Origin of the sequence: Burkholderia cenocepacia (genome assembly GCF_014211915.1) — a bacterium.
GTDB lineage: Bacteria > Pseudomonadota > Gammaproteobacteria > Burkholderiales > Burkholderiaceae > Burkholderia > Burkholderia orbicola.
Genome location: NZ_CP060040.1, coordinates 1,326,179 through 1,347,290, shown reverse-complemented (window position 1 = coordinate 1,347,290; position 21,112 = coordinate 1,326,179). Strand labels below are relative to the sequence as shown.

The following is a 21,112-nucleotide window of genomic DNA, read 5'->3' as shown; positions in this document are numbered from 1 at the left end:
CGCACCTTCATCCCGTGCGCACGAACGCGTGAACGGCGCTACGCTGTCGGCATTTGATCCCATCACCCTCGATCCAGGAGAACACATCGATGGAACACGACCTGAAAGGCAAGGCAGTCGCGATCACCGGCGGCTTCGGTCATCTGGGCGTCGCGACGGCCGCGTGGCTCGGCGAGCGCGGCGCACGCGTCGCGCTGATCGGCCGCGGCGCGGCGCCGGCGGCGCAGGCGCTGCCCGGCGTGCCGGCCGATGCGCTGCGCATCGGCGGCATCGATCTCGTCGATCCGCAGGCCGCCGTGCAGGCGCTCGACACGGTCAACCGCGAATTCGGCCAGGTCGACGCGCTGCTGAACATCGCCGGCGCATTCGTGTGGCAGACGATCGCCGACGGCGATGCCGCCACGTGGGACCGCATGTACGAACTGAACGTGAAGACGGCGCTGAACGCGTCGAAAGCCGCGCTGCCGTACCTGGTGGCGAGCCAGGCCGGCCGCATCGTCAACATCGGCGCGGGCGCGGCGTTCAAGGCCGGCGCGGGGATGGGTGCGTATGCGGCCGCGAAGGCGGGCGTCGCGCGGCTCACCGAGGCGCTGGCGGCGGAACTGCTCGATCGCGGCGTGACCGTGAACGCGCTGCTGCCGAGCATCATCGACACGCCGCCGAACCGCAAGGACATGCCCGACGCCGACTTCTCGCGCTGGGTCCGGCCCGGGCAGCTCGCGGCGACGATCGGATTCCTGCTGTCGGCCGACGCGCAGGCGATCACCGGTGCGTCGATTCCGGTGAGCGGCCGCGTCGCGTAGTACGCCGGAGGAGGGCTCGCCGGGTTCGGCCGTGCGTACAATGTCGCACCGGCTTGCACGGCCGGAACCCGAGACCCGAACCTGAGACCATGACTCAGCCCACCATCCTGATCGTCGAAGACGAACAGGCGATCGCGGACACGATCGTCTATGCACTCGGCACCGACGGCATGCAGACCGTCCACTGCACGCTCGGGCAGGCGGCGCTCGACCGCCTGCGCGACACGCATTTCGATCTCGTGGTGCTCGATGTCGGCCTGCCGGACCTCAGCGGTTTCGAGGTATGCCGGCGGCTGCGCACGTTCACCGATATTCCGGTGATCTTCCTGACCGCGCGGCACGACGAGATCGACCGGATCGTCGGGCTCGAGATCGGCGCCGACGATTACGTCGTCAAGCCGTTTTCGCCGCGCGAACTGGCCGCGCGGGTCCGCGTGATCCTGCGCCGCTTTCACCGGACGGCCGCACCGGAACCGGCGCCCGCACCCACGCCCACCTCGGCCGACGCGCCTGCACCGGTCGCCTCCGGCTTCACGCTCGACACCGACGGCGCGCGCGTGTCGTGGCTCGGCCACGCGCTGGACCTCACGCGCTACGAATTCGGGCTGATGGCGCTGCTGGTCCGGCATCCGGGGCGCATCTACTCGCGCGAACAATTGATGGATCTCGTGTGGCACGAGGCGCTCGATTCGGCCGACCGCACGGTCGACACGCACATCAAGACGCTGCGCGCCAAGCTGCGCGCGATCGATCCCGAGCGCGACCCGATCCGCACGCATCGCGGCATGGGTTATTCGCTGCAACCGTAACGAGCGGCACCGCCCATGCATATCGGCCTGCGCATCTTCTTCGGCTTTTTCCTGATCGTCGGCCTGGCCGCGCTGATCACGCTGCGCGTGTTCGTGCAGGAGGTGAAGCCCGGCGTGCGCGAAGCGATGGAGGACACGCTCGTCGATACCGCGCAGGTGCTGGCGACGCTGGCGGCCGACGACATGGCGAACGGGCACATCGCCGACGGCACATTCGCGCGGCAACTCGGGAAATTGCACGAGCGCCCGGTCAGCGCGAACGTGTGGGGTATCCAGAAGAACGCGATCGGCTACCGCCTCTACATCACCGACGCGCACGGCATCGTGCGCTACGACTCGTCCGGCAGCGCGCTCGGGCAGGACTATTCGCGCTGGAACGACGTGTACCGGACGCTGCGCGGCGAATACGGCGCGCGCAGCACGCGCAGCGATCCGAACGACGACGGCAGCACCGTGATGCACGTGGCGGCGCCGATCCGGCGCGGCAACGAGATCATCGGCGTGCTGACGATCGCGAAACCGAACCAGACGGTCGCGCCGTTCATCGCGCGCAGCCAGCGCAAGATCATGCTGTACGGCGCGTTGCTGATGGGCGGCGCGATCCTGATCGGCGCCGCGTGCACGTGGTGGCTGGTGCTCGGGTTGCGGCGCCTGCAGCGCTATGCGCGCGCGATCGCGGCCGGCGAGCGCGCGTCGATGCCGCTGCAGGGCGCAAACGAACTGGCCGAGCTCGGGCGCGCGGTGGAAAGCATGCATCAGCGGCTGGAAGACCGCCAGTACGTCGAAACCTACATCCACACGCTCACGCACGAGATGAAAAGCCCGCTGGCCGCGATCAGTGGTGCAGCCGAACTGTTGCAGGAAGACATGCCGGTCGCGAACCGCCGGCGCTTCACCGAGAACATCCGCCGTCAGGCCGGCCGCCTCGAACAGATGATCCGCAAGCTGCTCGCGCTGGCCGAGGTCGAGCAGAAGCAGCGGCTGTCGGTGCACGAGCCGGTCGCGCTGCGGCCGGTGCTCGAACAGCTCGTCGACGATATCGAGCCGCGCGCGCGGCAGCGCGGCGTGAGCCTGCGGATCGATGCGAGCGATGCGGCCGATCCCGCGGTCGTCGACGGCGATCCGTTCCTGCTGCGGCAGGCGCTCGGCAACCTGCTCGACAACGCGCTGGATTTCGCGCCGCAAGGCAGCACGATCCGGATCGCGCTCGAGCGGCAGCCGGCGGGGCGGGCGCACGTCGCGGTCGTGCGCGTCGACGACGACGGCCCCGGCGTGCCCGACTATGCGCTGTCGCGCGTGTTCGAACGCTTCTATTCGCTGCCGCGGCCCGACGGACAGGATCGCAGCACAGGCCTCGGGCTGTGTTTCGTCCGCGAAGTCGCGATGCTGCATCGCGGCCAGGTCGCGCTTGCGAATCGCGCGGAAGGCGGCGCGTGCGCGACGCTCACGCTGCCGTCGGCCGGCTGACCGCGCTTCACGCTCGCCACACATTCGCTTCACGCCGGCTTCAATCGCCCTTCACCGGGGCCGCTCATGCTGAACGTACCTTCTACTCCGGTACCTGCCAGCAATGAATCGAGTTCTGTTGTTCAAGTCCATGATCACCGCGTTTCTCGCGCTGGCGATCCTGATCCCGCTGCAGATGGTCCAGAGCATCGTGCGGGAACGCGCCGATTACCGGCAGAGTGCGCTGCAGAGCATCTGGGCGAGCTACGCGGGGCCGCAGACGGTGACGGGGCCGGTGCTCGTCGTCCGTTACACGGAAGTCACGCGCGTGAGCGACGACGCGCGGGCCGGCGGCAAGGCGAAAACCAGCCTGAAAAGCGAGACGAAACGGCTATTCGTGTTCCCCAAGACGCTGAAGGTCGACGGCACGCTGGCGGTCAGCGTGCGCTATCGCGGTATTCACAAGGCACTCGTGTACGGACTCGACAGCCGGATCACGGGCATGCTGCCGCTGCCGGACCTGAAGAAGCTGCCGGAGGCCGACGGCCACGTGAGCTTCAAGATCGACGGCGCATACGTCGCGCTCGGCATCGGCGACCTGCGGGGGCTGAAGGCGCAGCCCGACCTGCGCATCGGCGGCAAGCGGATCGACGTGGAGCAGGGCACGCGGCTCGACAGCCTGCGCCAGGGCGTGCATGCGAACGTCGATCTCACGGCGCTGGCGGAGGCAAACGCCGGGGCGACGGTCGTGCCGTTCAGCATCGGCCTGCCGCTGGCGGGCGCCGAATCGGTCGCGTTCGCGCCGGTGGGCGATCAGAACGACTTCTCGCTGAAATCGACGTGGCCGCATCCGAGCTTCGGCGGCGAGTTCCTGCCGGCGGAGCGCACGATCGATGCGCGCGGCTTCGCCAGCAACTGGCACGTGACGTCATTCAACACGAAGGCGCGCGAGCAAGTGGCGTCCGGCAACGGCGGGGGCGAGATCGAGATGGCGTCGGTATCGGTGATCGAACCCGTGAACGTCTATTTGCAGGCCGAACGCGCGACGAAATACGGTGCGCTGTTCGTGATGCTCACGTTCGCGAGCTTCTTCATGTACGAGCTCGTGAAGCGGCTGCGCATTCACCCGATCCAGTACACGCTGGTCGGCTTGTCGCTCGCGCTGTTCTTCCTGCTGTTGCTGAGCCTGTCCGAGCATATTGCGTTCGGCTATGCGTATCTCGCGGCGAGCGGCGCATGCATCGGGCTGCTCGGCTTCTACCTGTCGTTCGTGCTGCACAGCGTGAAGCGCGGCGCGACGTTCACCGTGCTGCTTGCGATGTTGTACGCGGCGCTCTACGGGCTGCTGCTGTCGGAAGACAATGCGCTGATGCTCGGTTCGCTGCTGCTGTTCGCGATCCTTGCCGGCATCATGACGCTCACGCGCCGCGTCGACTGGTATTCGCTTGGCGCCGCGTGGCAGCCGCTGGCCGACAAGCCGGGAGCGGTGAAGCCGGGCGCGCCGGCGAAGTAGGCGAGCGGGTGCAGGCAAGCGCGAGCGCCGGTCGGGAAAGCCGTGACCGGCGCGCGTTTTTACGCGGGCCCGAGGCCTTTCACGCGGCCCTCTCGGGCCGACGAAACCGCGCCAGCGGAATCTCGGCGATGGCTGCGATCTCGATCAGCAGGTCGGGATGGTAGAGACGTTCGACCTGGACGGTCGTCGTCACCGGATAGGGTTCGGCGAAGTAGGTCTTGCGGATGTCGCCGGCCTGCATGAACGCATCGATGTCGGTGGCGTAATGGACGAGCGAGATCACGTCGCGCATCTGCCCGCCCAGCGCGGCCAGCACGTCGCGGATGTTGTCGAGCGTTTGCCGGACCTGGGCGCGCATGTCGCCGGCGCCGACTACCTGCCCGTCGCGGTCGAGCGCGACCTGTCCCTTCAGATGCACGATCCGGCCGTCGCCCTGGATCACGGCCATCGAAAACGCGCCGAACGGCGCCCAGACTTCCGGGGGATTCACGGCTTCGGCCATCGTGCGGCTCCTGTGGGGTCGAAATGGGCGAGCGCAGCGGCGTGCCGCATGCGGCGAGCGCGCCATGACGGATGCGTTCGTCGGCGACCCGCCGGCCTGCCGAATGCGGCGGCGGCCCGGATCGCCCTATACTGACCACTCCACATTACCGGACCACGCCGTGCCGAACCAAGCTTCCGGAGATCCGTCCGTCGACGATCCCCGCCCGACCCCGCCTGTCCAACCCGAACTGGAAGACTGCTGCAACAGCGGTTGCTCGCCGTGCGTCTTCGATCTTTACGACGAGGCGCTCGCGCGCTATCGCGTCGAACTGGCCGAATGGGAGGCGCGGCACGCACAGCGCGAGCCTCACCGGTAAACCGGAGGAGGCCGGCGAGCCGCCACGCCGCGCATGCGCCATGCCCGTTTCCGGGCCTGGATTGACGGTGCCGGCACCGTCCACGTCAGCTGTCACGCATCCGCATGCAGCCGCCGATGCAGCGGCCCGAGCGCCATCGACAGCGCGACGCAGCCCAGCAGCACGATCGTCAGCGTGAACATCGACGCCCTGAAGCCCTGCACGTAATCGAGCGCGGCCGGATGCACGCCGAGCCGCGCGAAGAACACGCCGCCGATCGTCGCGGCGCCGACCGCCGCGCCGATCTGCAGCATCGCGCTGACCATCCCTGACGCGACCCCCGCGCGGGCCGCATCGACTTCCGCGAGTACGATCCGCACGACCGACGGCAGCACGAGCCCTTGCCCGATGCCGATCGCCGCGATGCCCGCATAGAAGCCGGGCCCCGGCGCACCGTCGCGGGCGAGCGCGGCGGCGATCGCGACGCCGGCCGCGAGCATCGCGAAGCCGAGCGTGAGCACGCGATACCCGCCGAAGCGGGCGACGAGGCGCGTCGTCAGCAGCGGGCTCGCGAGGAAGCCGAGCCCGAGCGGCAGGATCGCGAACCCGGACGCGAGCGGCGACCAGTTCAGGCAGCCCTGCAGATAGATCCCGTAGCTCAGGAAGAACGCGCTCAGCGTATAGAACAGGAACGCGAGCAGGAGCCCGAGCGCGACGACCGGGTTGCGGAGCAGCCGCACGTCGAGCAGCGGATCGTGGCCGCGCGCGAGCCGGCGCGCTTCGACCGCGAGCAGCGCGCCGAGCATCGGCAGCGCGCCGACGCCGCACGCGATCATCCACAGCGGCCAGCCGGCTTCCCGACCGTGCGTGAGCGGGTACACGAGCATCAGCAGGAACAGCGACATCAGCACCGTACCCGGCACGTCGATGCGCTGGCCGCGCGGCGCGCGGTTTTCCGGGATGAAGCGCCAGCTGCCGATCAGCGCCAGGATGCCGATCGGCAGATTGACGAGGAAGATCGCGCGCCAGCCGAGCCCGAACGGATGCAGGCTGATCAGCGCGCCGCCGCCGAGCTGGCCGATCACGGCCGCGAGGCCGAATGCGAACCCGTAGAAGCCCATCACGCGCACCTGTTCCTGCGGGCTGAACACGCTGCGGATCGTCGCGAGCACCTGGGGGGCGAGGATCGCGGCGAACAGGCCCTGCAGCACGCGGCCGCCGACGAGCACCGTGCCGTTGCCGGCGAGCCCGCACAGCGTCGACGCGAGCACGAAGCCGGCCATGCCGATCATGAACATGCGCTTGCGTCCGTACAGGTCGCCGAGCCGCCCGCCGGTGATCTGGACGACCGCGTTCGCGCATGCATAGGCCGACACGACGAGCTGCAACTCGGCCTGGCGCGCGCCGATGCCGTCGCGAATGGCCGGGAGCGCGAGATTCACGATGAAGTAGTCGAGCGGCGGCAGAATGGCGCCGACCAGCAGGACCACGAGCGCCCAGCCATGATGGCTGCGCGGCGTCGCCGCGGCGGCCGCGCAGGCTGGTGCGCAGGGGGCGAGGGTATTGTTCGTCATGATGAAAGCAGATCCAAAGAATGAGGGCCCGATAGGCGATCGACGCAACCAGGCCGTTGACCCCTTATTCTGGGCATCGCCCATGGTTCGGAAAAGCGGGAAAGAGTGGTAGCATCCATCGGGTTATTCGATGGATGAGGAACGACGATGCGCGGTTTCGACCTGGATCAGTTGCGTACTTTCGCGGCGGTCGCGGATGCGGGCAGCCTGACGGCCGCTGCACCGCGGCTGCACCTGTCGCAATCGACGGTCAGCGAGCAGGTCCGCAAGCTCGAATCGCGCGCCGGCGTGCCGCTGTTCGTGCGCAGCAAGCGCGGCGTCGAACCGACGCCGGCCGGCGCGCGGCTGCTGCAGCATGCGCGGCGCATCGTCGCGCTGAACGAGGCCGCGTTCGACGAGCTGCGCGGGCAGGCGATCAAGGGCGAACTGCGCGTCGCGATCACCGACTACTACCGCACGAATGAAGTGGCGGGCATGCTGGCGCGGCTGCGCGAGTGCTACCCGCAGTTGAGCCTGCACGTGAGCGCGATGAAGAGCGCGGAGATCGAAGCGGCGCACGCACGCGGGCAGATCGATCTCGGCGTCGTGATGAACATGTCGAGCGGGCCGTTCCGGCCGGCGTCGGCCGACACACGCTGGGTGCTGCGGCGCGAACCGCTGTCGTGGGTCGCGTCGCCCGCGCTCGCCGAGCAGTTGCCCGAGCCGCTGCCGCTCGTGCTGCTGCCGGACGACTGCATGATGCATCAGGTCGCGGTGCGCTCGCTCGACGAGCAACACACGCCGTACGTGCTCGTGCACAGCGCGTCGGGCGTCGCGGGGTTGCAGTCGATGCTCGCGGCGGGGCTCGGCGTCGGTTGCCTGTGCGCATCGGCGATCGGCGACGGCCTGATGCGGCTCGGCACGAAATACCGGCTGCCGCCGCTGCCGGACGCGGTGTTTTCGCTGACGCCGCCGTTGCCGGGCGAACGCGAGACCGTCACTCAGGCGCGCGAGGTGCTGTCGCGTCAACTGCTGATGTAAAACCATGCCGCGCGACACCGAGCGGCACGTCGGGAGCCATGGGCATGAACGACGAACTGAAGAACCAGATGGCCGCGAAGCTGCAGCATGCGCTGGAGCGCGTGGTCGACGAGCGTTCGCTGATCCATTTCCTGCGCGTGCTCGGCCATGACTGGCACACGGAGCGGCAGCTCGAGGCCGACGCGCCGCTGTCGCCATACGCCCATGCGGCGCTCGGCTGGGAAAACCGGTCGATCGGCGAGTATCTGGAAGCGATGATCGACTGGGCCGAGGCGTCGGAAGAGGGGCTGCGCTTCTACGACGTGCCCGATAACCCTTGGCGGCGCATCGCGGACATCCTGTTCGCCGCGAAAATCTACGAATAGCGCGCCCCGCGCGATTCACGCCCACCGCTTTCTACTCGGCGGCCTCACCGTCCGCATACGCCCGCAGCCCGTTGGCCAGCGCATCGAACACGGCCCGGCAGCGCGGGCTGGTCCGCAGGTCTTCGTGCATCACGACCCAGGTTTCCAGCCGCATCCCGAGCGCGTCCGGCAGCACGCGCACGAGCCGCGCGTTGCGTTTCGCGAGCGCCGACTGGCAGAAGCCGATCCCGTAGCCGGCACGGATCATCGCGAGCTGCGCGAGATTGCTGTCGGTACGCAGCGCGAACGCGTCGCGCTTCCACAGCGGCATGCCGCGCCCCGCCGAACGAATGAACGGCGTGACGGTATCGAAGCCGATCAGCGTGTGATGCGCGAGCGCATCGATCGTCGCGGGCGCGCCGTGGTGCGCCAGGTAATCGTCGCGCGCATACAGCCCGACCTCGATTTCGCCGACGCGCCGCGCGACGAGCGCGTCCTGCGCGGGCGGCGCCATCCGTACCGCGATGTCGGCCTCGCGCTTCAGCACGTCCTGGATGCGGTCGGTCGGCACCAGTTCGATCACGAGCCCCGGATGGTCGCGCCGCAATTGCGCGAGCATCGGCGGCAGCACCTCGACGGCGATCACGTCGCTGGCCGAGATCCGCACGATGCCGCGCACGCCGGCGCCGTGGCTGGCCGCCGCGCGCTCGAACGCGGCCGCCGCGCTGCGCAGCGCCTCCGCGTGGCCGCGCAGCGCGAGCGCGGCCTCGGTCGGCAGCAGGCCCGACGGCGAGCGCGTGAACAGCGTCTGGCCGAACGCGGCTTCGAGCGCCGCGACATGGCGGCCGGCCGTCGGCTGCGTGATGCCGAGCGCGCGCGCCGCGCCGGACAGCGAGCCTTCCGTCAGGACCGCGAGGAAGGTGCGGTAGCGCTCCCAGTTCAGATCGATGGTCATACATAAATGTATAGCTGATCTGCTAGGTTCGGCAATTCCTTGATAGCCATCGGCGCGCCAGAATCCGTGTCGTGATGGTTCCATTCAAGGAGAGCGGCAATGTCGGCAAACGCAGGCGGGACGCAACGGCAGGCCCTCGTGCTGGGCGCGAGCGGCGGGATCGGCGGGGAAGTCGCGCGGCAGTTGCGCGATGCGGGCTGGCAGGTACGCGCGCTCAAGCGCGGGCTCGATGCCGAAGTCGTGGAGCGCGACGGTATCGCATGGGTGCGCGGCGACGCGCTGGATCGCGATGCGGTGGTGCGCGCCGCCCGCGGCTGCAGCGTGATCGTGCATGCGGTGAATCCGCCCGGATACCGGAACTGGGCCACGCAGGTGCTGCCGATGATCGACAACGCGATCGCGGCGGCCCGGGCCGCGCAGGCGACCGTCGTGCTGCCGGGCACGGTCTACAACTTCGGCGCCGATGCGTTTCCGGTGCTGCGGGAAGACGCGCCGCAGCATCCGGCGACCCGCAAGGGCGCGATCCGCGTCGAACTGGAGCGGCGGCTGCAGGACGCCAGCGCGCACGGCGTGCCGGCGATCGTCGTGCGCGCCGGCGATTTCTTCGGGCCGCAGCTCGGCAACAGCTGGTTCTCGCAGGGGCTGATCAAGGCGGGGCGGCCGGTCACCGCCATCAGCGTGCCGAGCCGCGGCGTCGGCCATCAATGGTCGTATGTGCCTGACGTGGCCTGCGTGATGGTCGAGCTGATCGAGCGGCGCGAGACGCTGGAGCCGTTCGCGCGTTTTCATCTGGGCGGGCATTGGGATGAAGACGGCATGCAGATGGCGCTGGCCGTGCAACGCGTCGCGCAGCGGCACGGCATGCGACCGGCGCTGCGCGATTTCCCGTGGTGGCTCGTGTACGTGGCTGCGCCGTTCGTCACGACGTTGCGCGAATTGCTCGAGATGCGTTACCTGTGGCGCGAACCGATCCGGATGGACAACGCGCGCGTGACCGCGGTGCTCGGCCGCGAGCCGGTCACGCCGCTCGATACGGCGGTGGAGGCGACGCTGGCGGGGCTCGGGTGTCTCGGGTGAGCAACGGCGGGTAGCACGGGTTTCGTCCGGGCACGGAAACACGTCACGGCGAACCGAGGAAGCCCGGGGTCACAATTCTCCACATACCCGCGTGCGTCCGATGCGCATCATGTCAGTCGACACCGACAAGGTGAAAACGGGGGTGAGATGTTGCATTTCGGCTGGAAAGCGTCGGTTGCGGGAGCAATCATGTTCACATTGAGCGGGTGTACCAACCTGGCAGGTGTGCTGTACTGCGGCAACTCGCAGTTCAACTTCCCGGACTACCACTGCTTTGAGTCGTACAGGTAGGAGCAGGCGCGACGACTGACGGCCGTCGTGCCCGCGTCCCTTGCGGTTTTCCGTTCGCGGTCAAGCCACGACCGGCAATACCTCGACCGCATAGCGATGCGTGAGGCTGCGTCCGAGCACCGGATCGTGCAGTTCCATCTCGAACGCATCGCCGTCGCCCATCGCGGCAATCGCGCCATGCACGGCGACGGTCCCGCCATACATCGCGCAGCGCGCGGGCATCGTGCGGCGATCGTCGAACCGGTGCCACAGCGCGTCGGGCGCGAGCAGGCCGCTGACCGCGCCGTGCTGGTATGCGCGCCGCTCGCCGTCGCGCGCGATCAGCCACGAACGCAGCTCGAGCGTATCCCAGTGATCGGCGACATCCGCATGACGCCACGCGTCGCGGCCGAGCGGCTTCGCGCACACCTGCTTCGACACGGCGACGCCGTATGCTTCGACTTCGCGATCCGTGTGATCGGAGCCGATCGTGACCAGCGTGCCGGCCGGGCTGTCGACCAGCACGCATTCGATCTCGCCGCCCGAGCGTGCGCCGAGCACGTCGATCGACGGCGCCTGCGTGAGCAGTGCGGACGACACGCGATAGAAGCACGGCGTGGTCGACGGCGGCGCGACGCCGAGCGCCGCGAGTTCGTCGATGTGTGCCTGGATCGCGGCCGGGTCGCGGCCGGCCCAGCCGGCGATCACGACGCGTTCGATGTCGACGTCGACGGCGGCCGGCGCACCTTGCAGGGAAATCACGTTGAACGACAGGGTTGGCATGCGGTTATCCGTTTGAAGTGCGAAGGAATGACTGGGCTGGCGGCGGCGCTCAATCCTCGAGCGGCCGGTGCGCGGTCTCGCGCGCGGCGACGAGCGCGATCGACGTGACGACGAGCGCGGCGGTGACGTACAACGACACGGCCGTCGTCGTGCCCGTCTGCCGGAACAGCGCGGCGATCACGAGCGGCGCGAAGCCGCCGCCGACGATGCCGGCGAGCGTGTATGCGAGCGACGAACCCGCATAACGCACGCGCGTCGGGAATTGTTCGGTCACGAACGCGCCCTGCGGGCCGTACATCACCGCATGGATCACGAGGCCGATCGCGACGGCCGCGACGATTGCCACGGGGCGCGCGGAATCGAGCAGCGTGAAGAACACGAATGCCCACACGATGCCGGCGATTGCGCCGGCGAGATACACGGGCCGGCGGCCGAAGCGGTCCGACAGCGCGCCGAAGAACGGCACCGCGAGCGCGTTGCAGGCCGTGCCGATCATCACGGCCGTCAGCGCGACGGGGCGCGACAGGTGTAGCACGGTCGTCACGTAGGTCAGCGTGAACACGACGATCAGCGCATACAGCACGTCCGAGCCGATCCGCGAGCCGCCCGCGATCAGCAGGCGCTTCCAGTGGTACTTCAGCACGTCGGCGACGGGCACTTCGGCGGTTGCGTGCGATTCGGCGAGCTGCTCGAACTGCGGCGTTTCGTCGACGCCGCGCCGCACCCAGAAGCCGAACGCGATGAGCAGCGCGCTGGCCGCGAACGGCACGCGCCAGCCCCACGACAGGAACGTGTCGGACGTGGTCGACAGCGTGACGAGCGCGATGCAGCCGGTGCCGAGCAGCGTGCCGAACGACGGGCCGATCTGCGTCCACGACGCGGCCAGCCCGCGCCGTTTCTGGTCGCCGTGCTCGACCGACAGCAGGACCGCGCCGGCCCATTCGCCGCCGAGCGCGACGCCCTGCACGAAGCGCAGCGCGACGAGCAGGATCGGGCTCAGGATGCCGGCCTGCGCGTAGGTCGGCAGCGCGCCCATCAGCGCGGTCGTCACGCCCATCAGCACAAGCGTGAGCATCAGCACCGCGCGGCGGCCGATGCGGTCGCCGAGGTTGCCGAACACGAAGCCGCCGAGCGGGCGCGACACGTAGCCGACCGCATAGGTCGAGAACGCGAGGATCGTGCCGGCCAGCGGATCGACCGACGGGAAGAACAGATGGTTGAAAACGAGCGCGGCGAGCGTGTTGTAGATCGTGAAGTCGTACCACTCGAGCGACGTGCCGATCATGCTCGCGGTCGCGAGTCGGCTGTTGCGGACACGGCGGGGCGCGTGGGCGGCGGGCTGGGCGAGAGTGCTCATGGTATCGGGCAGGTCGTGACGGATGACGGGATGAAACGCGGGGCCGGCGTGGGCGTCGAGCGTTCAGGCAGGCAGGGCGGGGGCGACGACGGCGGCCGGTTCGGCCGCCGCCTGGGCGTCGCGATGCGCAGCCGGCAGCGGTGCGGCGGCGCGCCACAGCAGATCGAAGGTGCGCACGTCGTCGTGCCCGGCGAGCTCAGCGGCTACGCGGCGCGCGGCCGCTGCGTCGCTGCCTTCGACCAGCACGAGCGCATCGGCGCCGGGGCCCGCGGCCGCCGCTGCGCCGATCGGCGCGGACAGGTCCGGCGACGTACGGAAGAGCCGCGCGGCGTGGATGCCCGGTTCTTGCAGCGCGGCGTCGAAGCGCGCGCGCAGGTGCGGCACGTCGATGCGGTCCGGCGGCAGCACGAACAGCGCGAGATGGGCGCCTTCGCCGTCGCCGGCTTCGATCGTCAGCTCGCCGACGCGCCGTTGCGTGCCCGTCATGCGCTCGAAGTTCGCGAGCGACCATGCGGTCTGCTGCGTGAACGCACGCCGGTACGCGTCGCCGCGGAATACGTCGAGCGTGTCCGTCACGTACAGCGCGAGGTATCGGCGCGGGCCGCCGTCGGTCGCGCGAAAGCGCCGTGCATGCGTGAAGCCGGGAATCGCGACACGTTCCTGCATGTGCTCGCGGTCGTACCACGCGTTGAAATCGGCTTCGTGCGCGGGGTCGATATCCGTCCAGACGCAAAGCTGGCCGTGCGGAAGGGAAAGGCGGGTCATCGCGGGGTTCCTCGAGACGGGTAGGTCAGAAACCCCAGTGTCCCGAAGACGGTCCGCACCCGTCCAACAAGAAAACAAATTCGCGGTGAACAGGTTTTCTTATGAGCGGCGCGGACGGCGTTTCGCGGCGGGCGCGGCAGGCGAGGCGGCTTTCGTCGTGCGCTTCGCCTTTGCCGATGTGCTGTTATTTGCCTCTGTCGCTCTGCGCGCGGGCGTTGCTTCGGCGCGATCGGTGACGGCCGGGCTCGCGAGGTTCGCGGCGGCTGCCATCGCGCGTGCCACTTCGCTCGCGAGTTCCGCGATACGCGCGGCGACCGGCAGCCCCTGGCTGCGGTACGTCGCGACGAGCGGCAGCGCGGGGAATTCCGGCTCGACGTCGAGCAGTTCGAGCGTGCCTTCTTGCAACTCGCGCCCGATGATCGCAGGCGGCAGCGCGGCCACGCCGAGCCCGTCGGCGACGAGGCGGATCATCGCGGCAACCGACGTGATGCAGTTGATGCTGGCCGGCCGTTCGACCGCCGCGAACAGCCGCTCGATCGTCGCGTGCGGCCCCGAGTGGCGCGAGAAACTGATGATCGGAAACCCGGCCAGGCGCGCGACGTCGAGCGGCTGGCCGCCGAGCCCGAGGCGCGGGCTCGCGGCCCAGCGCACCGGGAATTCGCACAGCGGCAGGTTCGTGAAGTCCGGGCCCGGCACCGGGTCGGTCTGCAGGATCAGGTCGACGCCGTCGGTGCTGAGCAGGCGAATCAGATGCAGCGTCGTGTCGCTCGTGATCTCGACGTCGAGGCGCGGATAGCGCTCGCGCAGTTGCGCCATCAGCGCGGGAAACCAGCTATGCACGATCGATTCGATCACGCCGATCCGGATCAGGCCCGCGTCGCTCGCCGCGTCGATGTCGCGCCGCATTTCGCCGTCGAGCCGCACGATCCGCTCCGCGTAGGCCAGCATGCGCCGGCCCGCGGGCGTGAGCGTGGCCGAGCGCGTGTTGCGGTCGAACAGGCGCACGTCGAACGCTTCCTCTAGCGAGGCGATGCGGCTCGACACGGCGGCCTGCGTCGTGTGCAGTTTCTCGGCCGTGAGCCGGAAGTTTTCCAGCTTCGCGAGCCAGACGAAGGTTTCCAGAAACCGGATGTTCATCGAATTCCGAACGGTGAGACGGTGCCGGCGGAAGCGGCGGGATCGGTCGATGGTAGCGGATTTCCCGGGCAGGAAACGATCGGGCGGCGCCGCGCGTGTCGTGGGCGGGTACCGGTAGTCGCTCACGACACGCTGCCCGCTCGATGTCTCCTACGCGCGGCGCGCCTGCTGGCGTCAAAGCCGGTCGAACGCGAGCGTCGGCACGTCGACGACCATCGCGCCGCCGTCCGCGACGAGCGTCGCGCCGGTCACGAACGATGCGTCCGGCGACGCCAGGAACGCGCAGACGGCCGCGATCTCGTCGGGATCGGCCGCGCGCCGCAGCGGCACGTCGGCGCTCACGCGGGCGTACGCGCCGTCGAGCGAATCGTCGTGCGCGGCCATCAGCGGGGCCATTTCCGCATCGGCCATCGGCGTGCGGACCCAGCCCGGGCAGACGGCGTTCGCCCGTACGCCGTGCGGACCGTAGTCGCGCGCGAGCGATCGCGCCAGCCCGAGCAGTGCGTGCTTGCCGACCGTGTAGCCGCATACGCCGGGGCCGGCCGCGAGCGCCGCGATCGACGCGACCAGCACGATATTGCCGCGCTGCGCGATCAGGTCGGGCAGGCACGCACGCGCGCTGACGAACGCGGTGTCGAGGTTCGCGTGCATCGCGTCGCGCCATTGCGCGTCGTCGGTTTCGTCCGCGCGGCCGATGCCGTGGCCGCCCGCACACGCGACGAGCGCGTCGACGCGGCCGAAGCGTTCGGCGATGCGCTGCACGAAGCCGGCCCAGTCGGCGGGGCTCGCCGCGTCGCCGGCCAGCGCGAGGCCGCCCGTCTCGGCAGCCAGTGCATCGAGCGGCGCCTGGCGGCGCCCGATCAGCACGACGCGGTCGCCGCGACGGGCGAAGCGGCGTGCGCATGCGGCGCCGATGCCGGTGCCTGCGCCGGTGATCGCGATCGTGCGGGGTGGCGGGTGCGTCATGTCGTTCTCCGGAAAGGGGGCGTTCCGGCCACTTTAGGCGGCGCCGGCGCGCGCCGGTATCCGCCGAAAGGATGAACGCGGGTCGGCCGGACGGCCAGGTGCGGCGGCCGTGGCCCATTTTGCAAAGGCTGACGATGTCTGACGCCGAATCGCTCTATCCTCCACATTTTTGCGATAAGCCACGAAAGCCCGGCAAAATAGTGCGAGCGGGCGTTTGCAACGACGCGCCGCGCGTCGGCCAGCCGATTCCGTCGTAAGAATGGCGCGGCCGGCAAAGGCGCGGCCAGCAAAGGCGCGGCAGGCCGGATCGGCGCGAGCGGGCGTCCGACACACAGGTAGCGTATCCGCCGACGGCTCGTGTCGCCACGGCGTATCGCCCGGTTGCGCGCTGGCGCGACCGGACCATCGACAAAAGAACAGGGAGGGGCCGGCAATGAGGCTGGACGACGAAAGAGAAAGCGCCAACGTCGAGGATCGACGCGGTGGCGGCGGGTTCGGCGGTGGGCGCGCGACGATCGGCATCGGCACGATCGTGGTCGCGCTGGCCGCCTCGTATTTCTTCGGGATCGACCCGCGCGTCGTGCTCGAAGGCGCGTCGGCGCTGCAGGGCCGCCAGCAGCAGGCGCAGCCCGCGCCGACCCAGCACCAGGGCGCGCCGGCGAACGATCCCGGCGCGGTGTTCACGCGCAAGGTGCTCGGCAATATCGAACGCACGTGGACGGGCGTGTTCAACACCCAGCTGCACGCGCAGTACCAGCCGCCGAAGCTCGTGATGTTCACGAACTCGACGCCGACCGCGTGCGGCACCGGCCAGACCGCGATGGGGCCGTTCTACTGCCCGGGCGACCGCAACGTATATATCGATCTCGGCTTCTACGACGAGCTGCGCAAGCGTTTCGGCGCGGGCGGCGATTTCGCGCAGGCCTACGTGATCGCGCACGAAGTCGGCCATCACGTGCAGAACCTGCTCGGCATTGCCGACAAGGTCGACGCCGCGCGCCGGCGCTCGAGCCAGGCGCGCGCGAACGCACTGTCGGTGCGGATGGAGCTGCAGGCCGACTGCTTTGCCGGCGTGTGGGCGAACAACGCGCAGCGCGCGAACCAGCGGCTGATGGAGCCGGGCGATTTCGAGCAGGGGCTGAAGGCGGCTGCTGCGATCGGCGACGACCGGCTGCAGCAGCAAGGGCAGGGCTACGTCGTGCCCGAAAGCTTCACGCACGGCACCAGCGAGCAGCGCGTGTACTGGCTGCGGCGCGGGATGGAGTCGGGCGAGGTGAGCGCCTGCGACACGTTCGCCGCGAACGCTCGCTGAAACGAGGCGCGCGCACCGCCGCGCGCCGGCATCGTCCCGCCTGAACCGGCCACCCTGGCCGGCCCGGGACGATTTGCCGATTCGTGCTCACCGGCGCTTTTCGGCGCCGGTAGGCTGGCCCGGACTTCGAGATTCGATGCGTCCATCCGCCAGCCGATTTCCCATGCCGACCTTGTCCGTTCCCGCCGACCACGCTCCCGCCGACTGGCAGCGCGCGCTGCACGCGTGCGTGGATGCGTTCGACGCGTTCGCGAGCCCGTCCGCGATCGTGTTCTATCGGCTCGACCAGAGCGGCGAGCCGGCCGATTTCGAGCTGTTCGGGATGCCGGAATCGATGCACCGCACCTATGTCGCCCGCTACCGGTTGCTCGATCCGCTGCATCCGTCACGCTGCGCGGCGGGCGACCGCGCGGTCGTCACGCTCGCGTCGCAACTGCCTGACGAACGACGCGCGGCATCCGCGTACTGGACCCGTTTTCTGCGGCGGCACGACGTGGCCGATGTCGTCGAGATCTGGCTGCGCGACGCGGGTCGCACGGTCGGCGCGTTCTCGCTGCTGCGCTTCGGCATGGGCGACGCGAACGGCAACGGCACCGCGGGACGGTTCGCCCCCGGCGAGATCGACGCGCTCGCGCGGCTGCAGCCGGTCGCCGAAGCGGCGCTGAGCCCGCTGCTGCGCGCGCGGCGCGGCATCCACCGGATCGGTTGCGAGGAACGGCTGACCTACCGCGAGGAGCAGATCGCGCGGCTCGTGCGCGACGGCTACTCGAACAAGGAGATCGCGCGCGACCTCGCGCTCGGGCCACCGACGATCAAGACGCACCTGATGCGCATGTACCGCAAGCTCGGCGTGTCGAACCGCACGGAGCTGGTCGGCGCGCTGTTCCTGTAAGTTTTTCCCTGTTCGCAATCACATCGCGTCATTCGTCGGACGATAACGCGACGTTCGTCCGTCGCGACGCCACGTTTGCGCGCGTCCGGCTCACCCGCATCTGATTCCCCCACGCGCTGCCAATTTGCGCTCACCGCGCGCGATTCCTCGTCGATACAGTGGTCCGACGCCCGCGTGCCTCACCGGCACGCGGTCCAGCCACGACAATCAACGAGACGCCCATGAGCAACACGAACTTCGTCGCCGTCAGCGACACCGTGCGCACCTTCGTTGCGCGCGACTTCGGCCTCTTCATCGACGGCGCCATGCAGCCGTCGCACGCGGCAGCGCGCGTCGACGTGTACGACCCCGCCACGGGCGAGCGGCTCGCGACCGTCGCCGATGCCGATGCGCACGACGTCGACCGCGCGGTCGCCAGCGCGAAACACGCGTTCGACACGCGCGTCTGGAGCGGGCTGCGGCCGGCCGACCGCGAACGCATCCTGCTGAAACTCGCCGACCTGATCGAAGCCGACGCCGAAACGCTCGCGCAGCTCGAAACGCTGAACCAGGGCAAGTCGATTCACGTGTCGCGCGCGGTCGAAGTCGGCGCGAGCGTCGAGTACGTGCGCTACATGGCCGGCTGGGCGACCAAGATCACCGGCCAGACGCTCGACGTGTCGATCCCGTTCCCGCCCGGCGCACGTTATACGGCCTATACGCGCAAGGAGCCCGTCGGCGTGGTCGCCGCGATCGTGCCGTGGAATTTCCCGCTGATGATCGCGGTGTGGAAGCTGATTCCCGCGCTCGCGGCCGGCTGCACGATCGTGCTGAAGCCGTCGCCGGAAACGCCGCTCACCGCGTTGCGCCTCGCCGAGCTGGCACGCGAAGCCGGCGTGCCGCCCGGCGTGTTCAACGTCGTCACGGGCGGGCGCGTCTGCGGCGCGGCGCTCGCGAGCCACCCGTCGATCGCGAAGATCTCGTTCACCGGCTCGACCGCGACCGGCAAGCTGGTCGGCGCGGCGGCCGTGCAGAACATGACGCGCTTCTCGCTGGAGCTCGGCGGCAAGAACCCGATCGTGATGCTCGACGACGTCGACGTCGCGCAGGCGCTCGACGGCGTCGCCGCCGGCGCGTTCTTCAACCAGGGGCAGGTGTGCGCGGCCGCGTCGCGCATCTATGTGCATCGCAGCAAGTTCGCGCAACTCGCGGACGGCCTCGCGGGCGTCGCGCGGTCGATGAAGCTCGGCGCGGGCCTCGACACCACCGCGCAGATCAATCCGCTCGTGTCCGCGCAGCATCGCGACAAGGTGGTCCAGCACATCGAAGGCGCGCGCCGCGCGGGCCTCACGTTCCTCGCGGGCGGCACGCCGGCCGACGATCTGCCCGGCTATTACGTGAAGCCGGCCGTGATCGCCGATCCGCACCCGGACAGCGCGATCGTGCGCGACGAGGTATTCGGCCCGGTGATCGTCGTCGTGCCGTTCGACGACGCGGCCGACGCGGTGCGCCTCGCGAACGCGTCGCCGTACGGCCTCGCCGCGAGCATCTGGAGCAACGACCTGAAACGCGTGATGAACCTCGTGCCGCAGATCGAGGCCGGCACGGTGTGGGTGAACTGCCATATCCCGCTCGATCCGTCGATGCCGTTCGGCGGCTACAAGCAATCGGGCATCGGCCGCGAATTCGGCCAGTACGCGATCGAAGGCTTCACCGAAACCAAATCCGTCTGCATCGCGCATTGACGCGCGATTCCCGAACCCGAACGAACCCGATTCAACCGATCCGACAGTGGAGATTGCAATGAGCTACAACGAAGCGAAGTTCTGGCACCCGATGCTGCACCCGAACGAAATGAAACAGCGCAAGCCGATCCGCATCGTGCGCGGCGACGGCTGCTACGTGTTCGACGAACAGGGGCGCAAGCTCGTCGACGGCGTCGCGGGCCTGTGGAACGTGAACGTCGGCCACAACCGCCAGGAAGTGAAGGACGCGATCGTGCGTCAGCTCGACGAACTCGAATACTTCCAGCTGTTCGACGGCATTTCGCATCCGCGCGCCGAGGAGCTGTCGAAGAAGGTGATCGACATGCTGGAGCCGGAAGGGATGCGCCGCGTGCTGTACAGCTCGGGCGGGTCGGACTCGATCGAGACCGCGCTGAAGATCGCGCGCCAGTACTGGAAGGTGCGCGGCCAGGCCGATCGCACGAAGTTCATCTCGCTGAAGCAGGGGTATCACGGCACGCACTTCGGCGGCGCGTCGGTGAACGGCAATACGGTGTTCCGCCGCAACTACGAGCCGAACCTGCCCGGCTGCTTCCACGTCGAGACGCCGTGGCTGTACCGCAATCCGTTCACGCAGGACCCGGAGGAACTCGGCCGGATCTGCGCGGAAATGCTCGAGCGAGAGATTCAGTTCCAGAGCCCGGACACGGTCGCCGCGTTCATCGCGGAGCCGATCCAGGGCGCGGGCGGCGTGATCGTGCCTCCGGCCAATTACTGGCCGCTGGTGCGCGAGGTGTGCGACCGCTACGGCGTGCTGCTGATCGCCGACGAAGTCGTGACGGGCTTCGGCCGCAGCGGCAGCCTGTTCGGCAGCCGCGGCTGGGGCGTGCGCCCGGACATCATGTGTCTCGCGAAGGGGATTTCGTCAGGCTACGTGCCGCTCGGCGCGACGGTCGTGAATGCGCGGATCGAGGACGCGTTCGCCGCGAATGCCGATTTCGGCGGGGCGATCATGCACGGCTACACGTACGCAGGCCACCCGGTGGCATGCGCGGCCGCGATCGCGAGCCTCGACATCGTCGTGAAGGAGGATCTGCCGGCGAATGCGGCGGAGCAGGGCGCGTATCTGCTCGAAGCGCTGCAGCCGTTCGCGGAACGCTTCGCGGCGGTCGGCGAGGTGCGCGGCAAGGGGCTGATGCTCGCGCTCGACCTCGTCGCGAACAAGGACACGCGCGAGCCGATCGATCCGCTGTCGGGTTATGCGAACGCGGTCGCGGAAGTCGCCCGCGAGAACGGCGTGCTGGTGCGCCCGGTCGGCACGAAGATCATCCTGTCGCCGCCGCTCGTGATCCAGCGCGAACAGCTCGACCGGATCGTCGACGCGCTCGCGGCCGGCTTCGAGGCCGTCCCGTTCGCATGACGGCGAAGCCGCGACGGCGGGTAAACGCCGTCGCGGATTTGCCGATTTGCGCTATGACCGGATTATTTTGCCTGCGTATTTTTTCGACATCGGATCACGCCGTGATCGACAGGGGACCCGGGCGTCG

The 21,112-nt window shown here is 69.1% G+C and carries 20 protein-coding genes; 12 read left to right on the top strand and 8 right to left on the bottom strand.

What is annotated here, in order from left to right; all coding sequences use genetic code 11:
- Window positions 1–89 precede the first annotated feature (89 nt).
- From SY91_RS22530 to creD, 4 genes are all read left to right on the top strand, one after another.
- On the top strand, window positions 90–803 hold the full coding sequence (locus tag SY91_RS22530; RefSeq protein ID WP_023477887.1) for an SDR family NAD(P)-dependent oxidoreductase: 714 nt from the start codon (window positions 90–92) through the stop codon (window positions 801–803).
- Between the two features lie 89 nt (window positions 804–892).
- Window positions 893–1,612, top strand: coding sequence for a two-component system response regulator CreB (gene creB / locus SY91_RS22525; protein WP_023477886.1), 720 nt, complete (start codon window positions 893–895; stop codon window positions 1,610–1,612).
- Window positions 1,613–1,627: 15 nt separating this feature from the next.
- Entirely contained in the window at window positions 1,628–3,079 is a 1,452-nt protein-coding gene (creC, locus tag SY91_RS22520; protein WP_023477885.1) for a two-component system sensor histidine kinase CreC, read from the top strand.
- 103 nt (window positions 3,080–3,182) lie between these two features.
- A complete protein-coding gene (creD, locus tag SY91_RS22515) occupies window positions 3,183–4,571 on the top strand; it encodes a cell envelope integrity protein CreD (RefSeq protein ID WP_043888598.1) in 1,389 nt (462 codons plus the stop codon).
- A gap of 79 nt (window positions 4,572–4,650) precedes the next feature.
- Here creD and SY91_RS22510 read toward each other — a convergent pair whose 3' ends face one another.
- Window positions 4,651–5,073: a RidA family protein gene (locus tag SY91_RS22510; protein WP_023477883.1), complete on the bottom strand. Its 423-nt coding sequence runs from the start codon at window positions 5,071–5,073 to the stop codon at window positions 4,651–4,653.
- Between the two features lie 160 nt (window positions 5,074–5,233).
- Between SY91_RS22510 and SY91_RS22505 the strand changes: the two genes are divergently transcribed.
- Entirely contained in the window at window positions 5,234–5,431 is a 198-nt protein-coding gene (locus SY91_RS22505) for an oxidoreductase-like domain-containing protein (RefSeq protein WP_006480905.1), read from the top strand.
- A 92-nt stretch (window positions 5,432–5,523) separates the two neighbouring features.
- Here SY91_RS22505 and SY91_RS22500 read toward each other — a convergent pair whose 3' ends face one another.
- Window positions 5,524–6,984, bottom strand: coding sequence for an MFS transporter (locus SY91_RS22500; RefSeq protein WP_023477881.1), 1,461 nt, complete (start codon window positions 6,982–6,984; stop codon window positions 5,524–5,526).
- Between the two features lie 147 nt (window positions 6,985–7,131).
- Here SY91_RS22500 and SY91_RS22495 point away from each other — a divergent pair, with 147 nt between their 5' ends.
- Complete coding sequence (locus tag SY91_RS22495; RefSeq protein ID WP_006480907.1) at window positions 7,132–8,004, top strand: LysR family transcriptional regulator; 873 nt, start codon at window positions 7,132–7,134, stop codon at window positions 8,002–8,004.
- 44 nt (window positions 8,005–8,048) lie between these two features.
- Entirely contained in the window at window positions 8,049–8,369 is a 321-nt protein-coding gene (locus tag SY91_RS22490; RefSeq protein WP_043888602.1) for a hypothetical protein, read from the top strand.
- Between the two features lie 31 nt (window positions 8,370–8,400).
- Here SY91_RS22490 and SY91_RS22485 read toward each other — a convergent pair whose 3' ends face one another.
- Window positions 8,401–9,303, bottom strand: a complete 903-nt coding sequence (locus SY91_RS22485; protein WP_034175236.1) for a LysR family transcriptional regulator — start codon at window positions 9,301–9,303, stop codon at window positions 8,401–8,403.
- Between the two features lie 99 nt (window positions 9,304–9,402).
- Between SY91_RS22485 and SY91_RS22480 the strand changes: the two genes are divergently transcribed.
- A complete protein-coding gene (locus SY91_RS22480; protein ID WP_185921393.1) occupies window positions 9,403–10,380 on the top strand; it encodes an NAD-dependent epimerase/dehydratase family protein in 978 nt (325 codons plus the stop codon).
- Window positions 10,381–10,731: 351 nt separating this feature from the next.
- On the opposite strand, the gene SY91_RS22475 is transcribed toward SY91_RS22480, so the two are convergent.
- From SY91_RS22475 to SY91_RS22455, 5 genes are all read right to left on the bottom strand, one after another.
- Window positions 10,732–11,433, bottom strand: coding sequence for a DUF2848 domain-containing protein (locus SY91_RS22475; RefSeq protein WP_006480911.1), 702 nt, complete (start codon window positions 11,431–11,433; stop codon window positions 10,732–10,734).
- Between the two features lie 49 nt (window positions 11,434–11,482).
- Complete coding sequence (locus SY91_RS22470; RefSeq protein WP_185921408.1) at window positions 11,483–12,802, bottom strand: MFS transporter; 1,320 nt, start codon at window positions 12,800–12,802, stop codon at window positions 11,483–11,485.
- Window positions 12,803–12,853: 51 nt separating this feature from the next.
- Window positions 12,854–13,555 (bottom strand): DUF4286 family protein, encoded by a 702-nt coding sequence (locus SY91_RS22465; protein ID WP_185921392.1) that lies wholly within the window; start codon window positions 13,553–13,555, stop codon window positions 12,854–12,856.
- Between the two features lie 99 nt (window positions 13,556–13,654).
- Window positions 13,655–14,692, bottom strand: a complete 1,038-nt coding sequence (locus tag SY91_RS22460; protein ID WP_185921391.1) for a LysR family transcriptional regulator — start codon at window positions 14,690–14,692, stop codon at window positions 13,655–13,657.
- 174 nt (window positions 14,693–14,866) lie between these two features.
- Window positions 14,867–15,658: an SDR family NAD(P)-dependent oxidoreductase gene (locus SY91_RS22455; protein ID WP_011547357.1), complete on the bottom strand. Its 792-nt coding sequence runs from the start codon at window positions 15,656–15,658 to the stop codon at window positions 14,867–14,869.
- A 433-nt stretch (window positions 15,659–16,091) separates the two neighbouring features.
- Between SY91_RS22455 and SY91_RS22450 the strand changes: the two genes are divergently transcribed.
- The 4 genes from SY91_RS22450 to SY91_RS22435 all read left to right on the top strand — a co-directional run bounded on the left by SY91_RS22450 (window position 16,092) and on the right by SY91_RS22435 (window position 20,985).
- Entirely contained in the window at window positions 16,092–16,970 is an 879-nt protein-coding gene (locus SY91_RS22450) for a neutral zinc metallopeptidase (RefSeq protein WP_034175238.1), read from the top strand.
- 163 nt (window positions 16,971–17,133) lie between these two features.
- Entirely contained in the window at window positions 17,134–17,862 is a 729-nt protein-coding gene (locus SY91_RS22445; RefSeq protein ID WP_034175239.1) for a helix-turn-helix transcriptional regulator, read from the top strand.
- A 221-nt stretch (window positions 17,863–18,083) separates the two neighbouring features.
- Window positions 18,084–19,586: an aldehyde dehydrogenase family protein gene (locus SY91_RS22440; protein ID WP_034175240.1), complete on the top strand. Its 1,503-nt coding sequence runs from the start codon at window positions 18,084–18,086 to the stop codon at window positions 19,584–19,586.
- A 58-nt stretch (window positions 19,587–19,644) separates the two neighbouring features.
- On the top strand, window positions 19,645–20,985 hold the full coding sequence (locus tag SY91_RS22435; RefSeq protein WP_185921390.1) for an aspartate aminotransferase family protein: 1,341 nt from the start codon (window positions 19,645–19,647) through the stop codon (window positions 20,983–20,985).
- Window positions 20,986–21,112: the final 127 nt, after the last annotated feature.

Coding starts and splice junctions, on each gene's coding strand:
- SY91_RS22530 (WP_023477887.1), top strand. CDS start 90: ATGGAACACGACCTGAAAGGCAAGGCAGTCGCGATCACCGGCGGCTTC.
- creB (WP_023477886.1), top strand. CDS start 893: ATGACTCAGCCCACCATCCTGATCGTCGAAGACGAACAGGCGATCGCG.
- creC (WP_023477885.1), top strand. CDS start 1,628: ATGCATATCGGCCTGCGCATCTTCTTCGGCTTTTTCCTGATCGTCGGC.
- creD (WP_043888598.1), top strand. CDS start 3,183: ATGAATCGAGTTCTGTTGTTCAAGTCCATGATCACCGCGTTTCTCGCG.
- SY91_RS22510 (WP_023477883.1), bottom strand. CDS start 5,073: ATGGCCGAAGCCGTGAATCCCCCGGAAGTCTGGGCGCCGTTCGGCGCG.
- SY91_RS22500 (WP_023477881.1), bottom strand. CDS start 6,984: ATGACGAACAATACCCTCGCCCCCTGCGCACCAGCCTGCGCGGCCGCC.
- SY91_RS22495 (WP_006480907.1), top strand. CDS start 7,132: ATGCGCGGTTTCGACCTGGATCAGTTGCGTACTTTCGCGGCGGTCGCG.
- SY91_RS22490 (WP_043888602.1), top strand. CDS start 8,049: ATGAACGACGAACTGAAGAACCAGATGGCCGCGAAGCTGCAGCATGCG.
- SY91_RS22485 (WP_034175236.1), bottom strand. CDS start 9,303: ATGACCATCGATCTGAACTGGGAGCGCTACCGCACCTTCCTCGCGGTC.
- SY91_RS22480 (WP_185921393.1), top strand. CDS start 9,403: ATGTCGGCAAACGCAGGCGGGACGCAACGGCAGGCCCTCGTGCTGGGC.
- SY91_RS22475 (WP_006480911.1), bottom strand. CDS start 11,433: ATGCCAACCCTGTCGTTCAACGTGATTTCCCTGCAAGGTGCGCCGGCC.
- SY91_RS22465 (WP_185921392.1), bottom strand. CDS start 13,555: ATGACCCGCCTTTCCCTTCCGCACGGCCAGCTTTGCGTCTGGACGGAT.
- SY91_RS22460 (WP_185921391.1), bottom strand. CDS start 14,692: ATGAACATCCGGTTTCTGGAAACCTTCGTCTGGCTCGCGAAGCTGGAA.
- SY91_RS22455 (WP_011547357.1), bottom strand. CDS start 15,658: ATGACGCACCCGCCACCCCGCACGATCGCGATCACCGGCGCAGGCACC.
- SY91_RS22450 (WP_034175238.1), top strand. CDS start 16,092: ATGAGGCTGGACGACGAAAGAGAAAGCGCCAACGTCGAGGATCGACGC.
- SY91_RS22445 (WP_034175239.1), top strand. CDS start 17,134: ATGCCGACCTTGTCCGTTCCCGCCGACCACGCTCCCGCCGACTGGCAG.
- SY91_RS22440 (WP_034175240.1), top strand. CDS start 18,084: ATGAGCAACACGAACTTCGTCGCCGTCAGCGACACCGTGCGCACCTTC.
- SY91_RS22435 (WP_185921390.1), top strand. CDS start 19,645: ATGAGCTACAACGAAGCGAAGTTCTGGCACCCGATGCTGCACCCGAAC.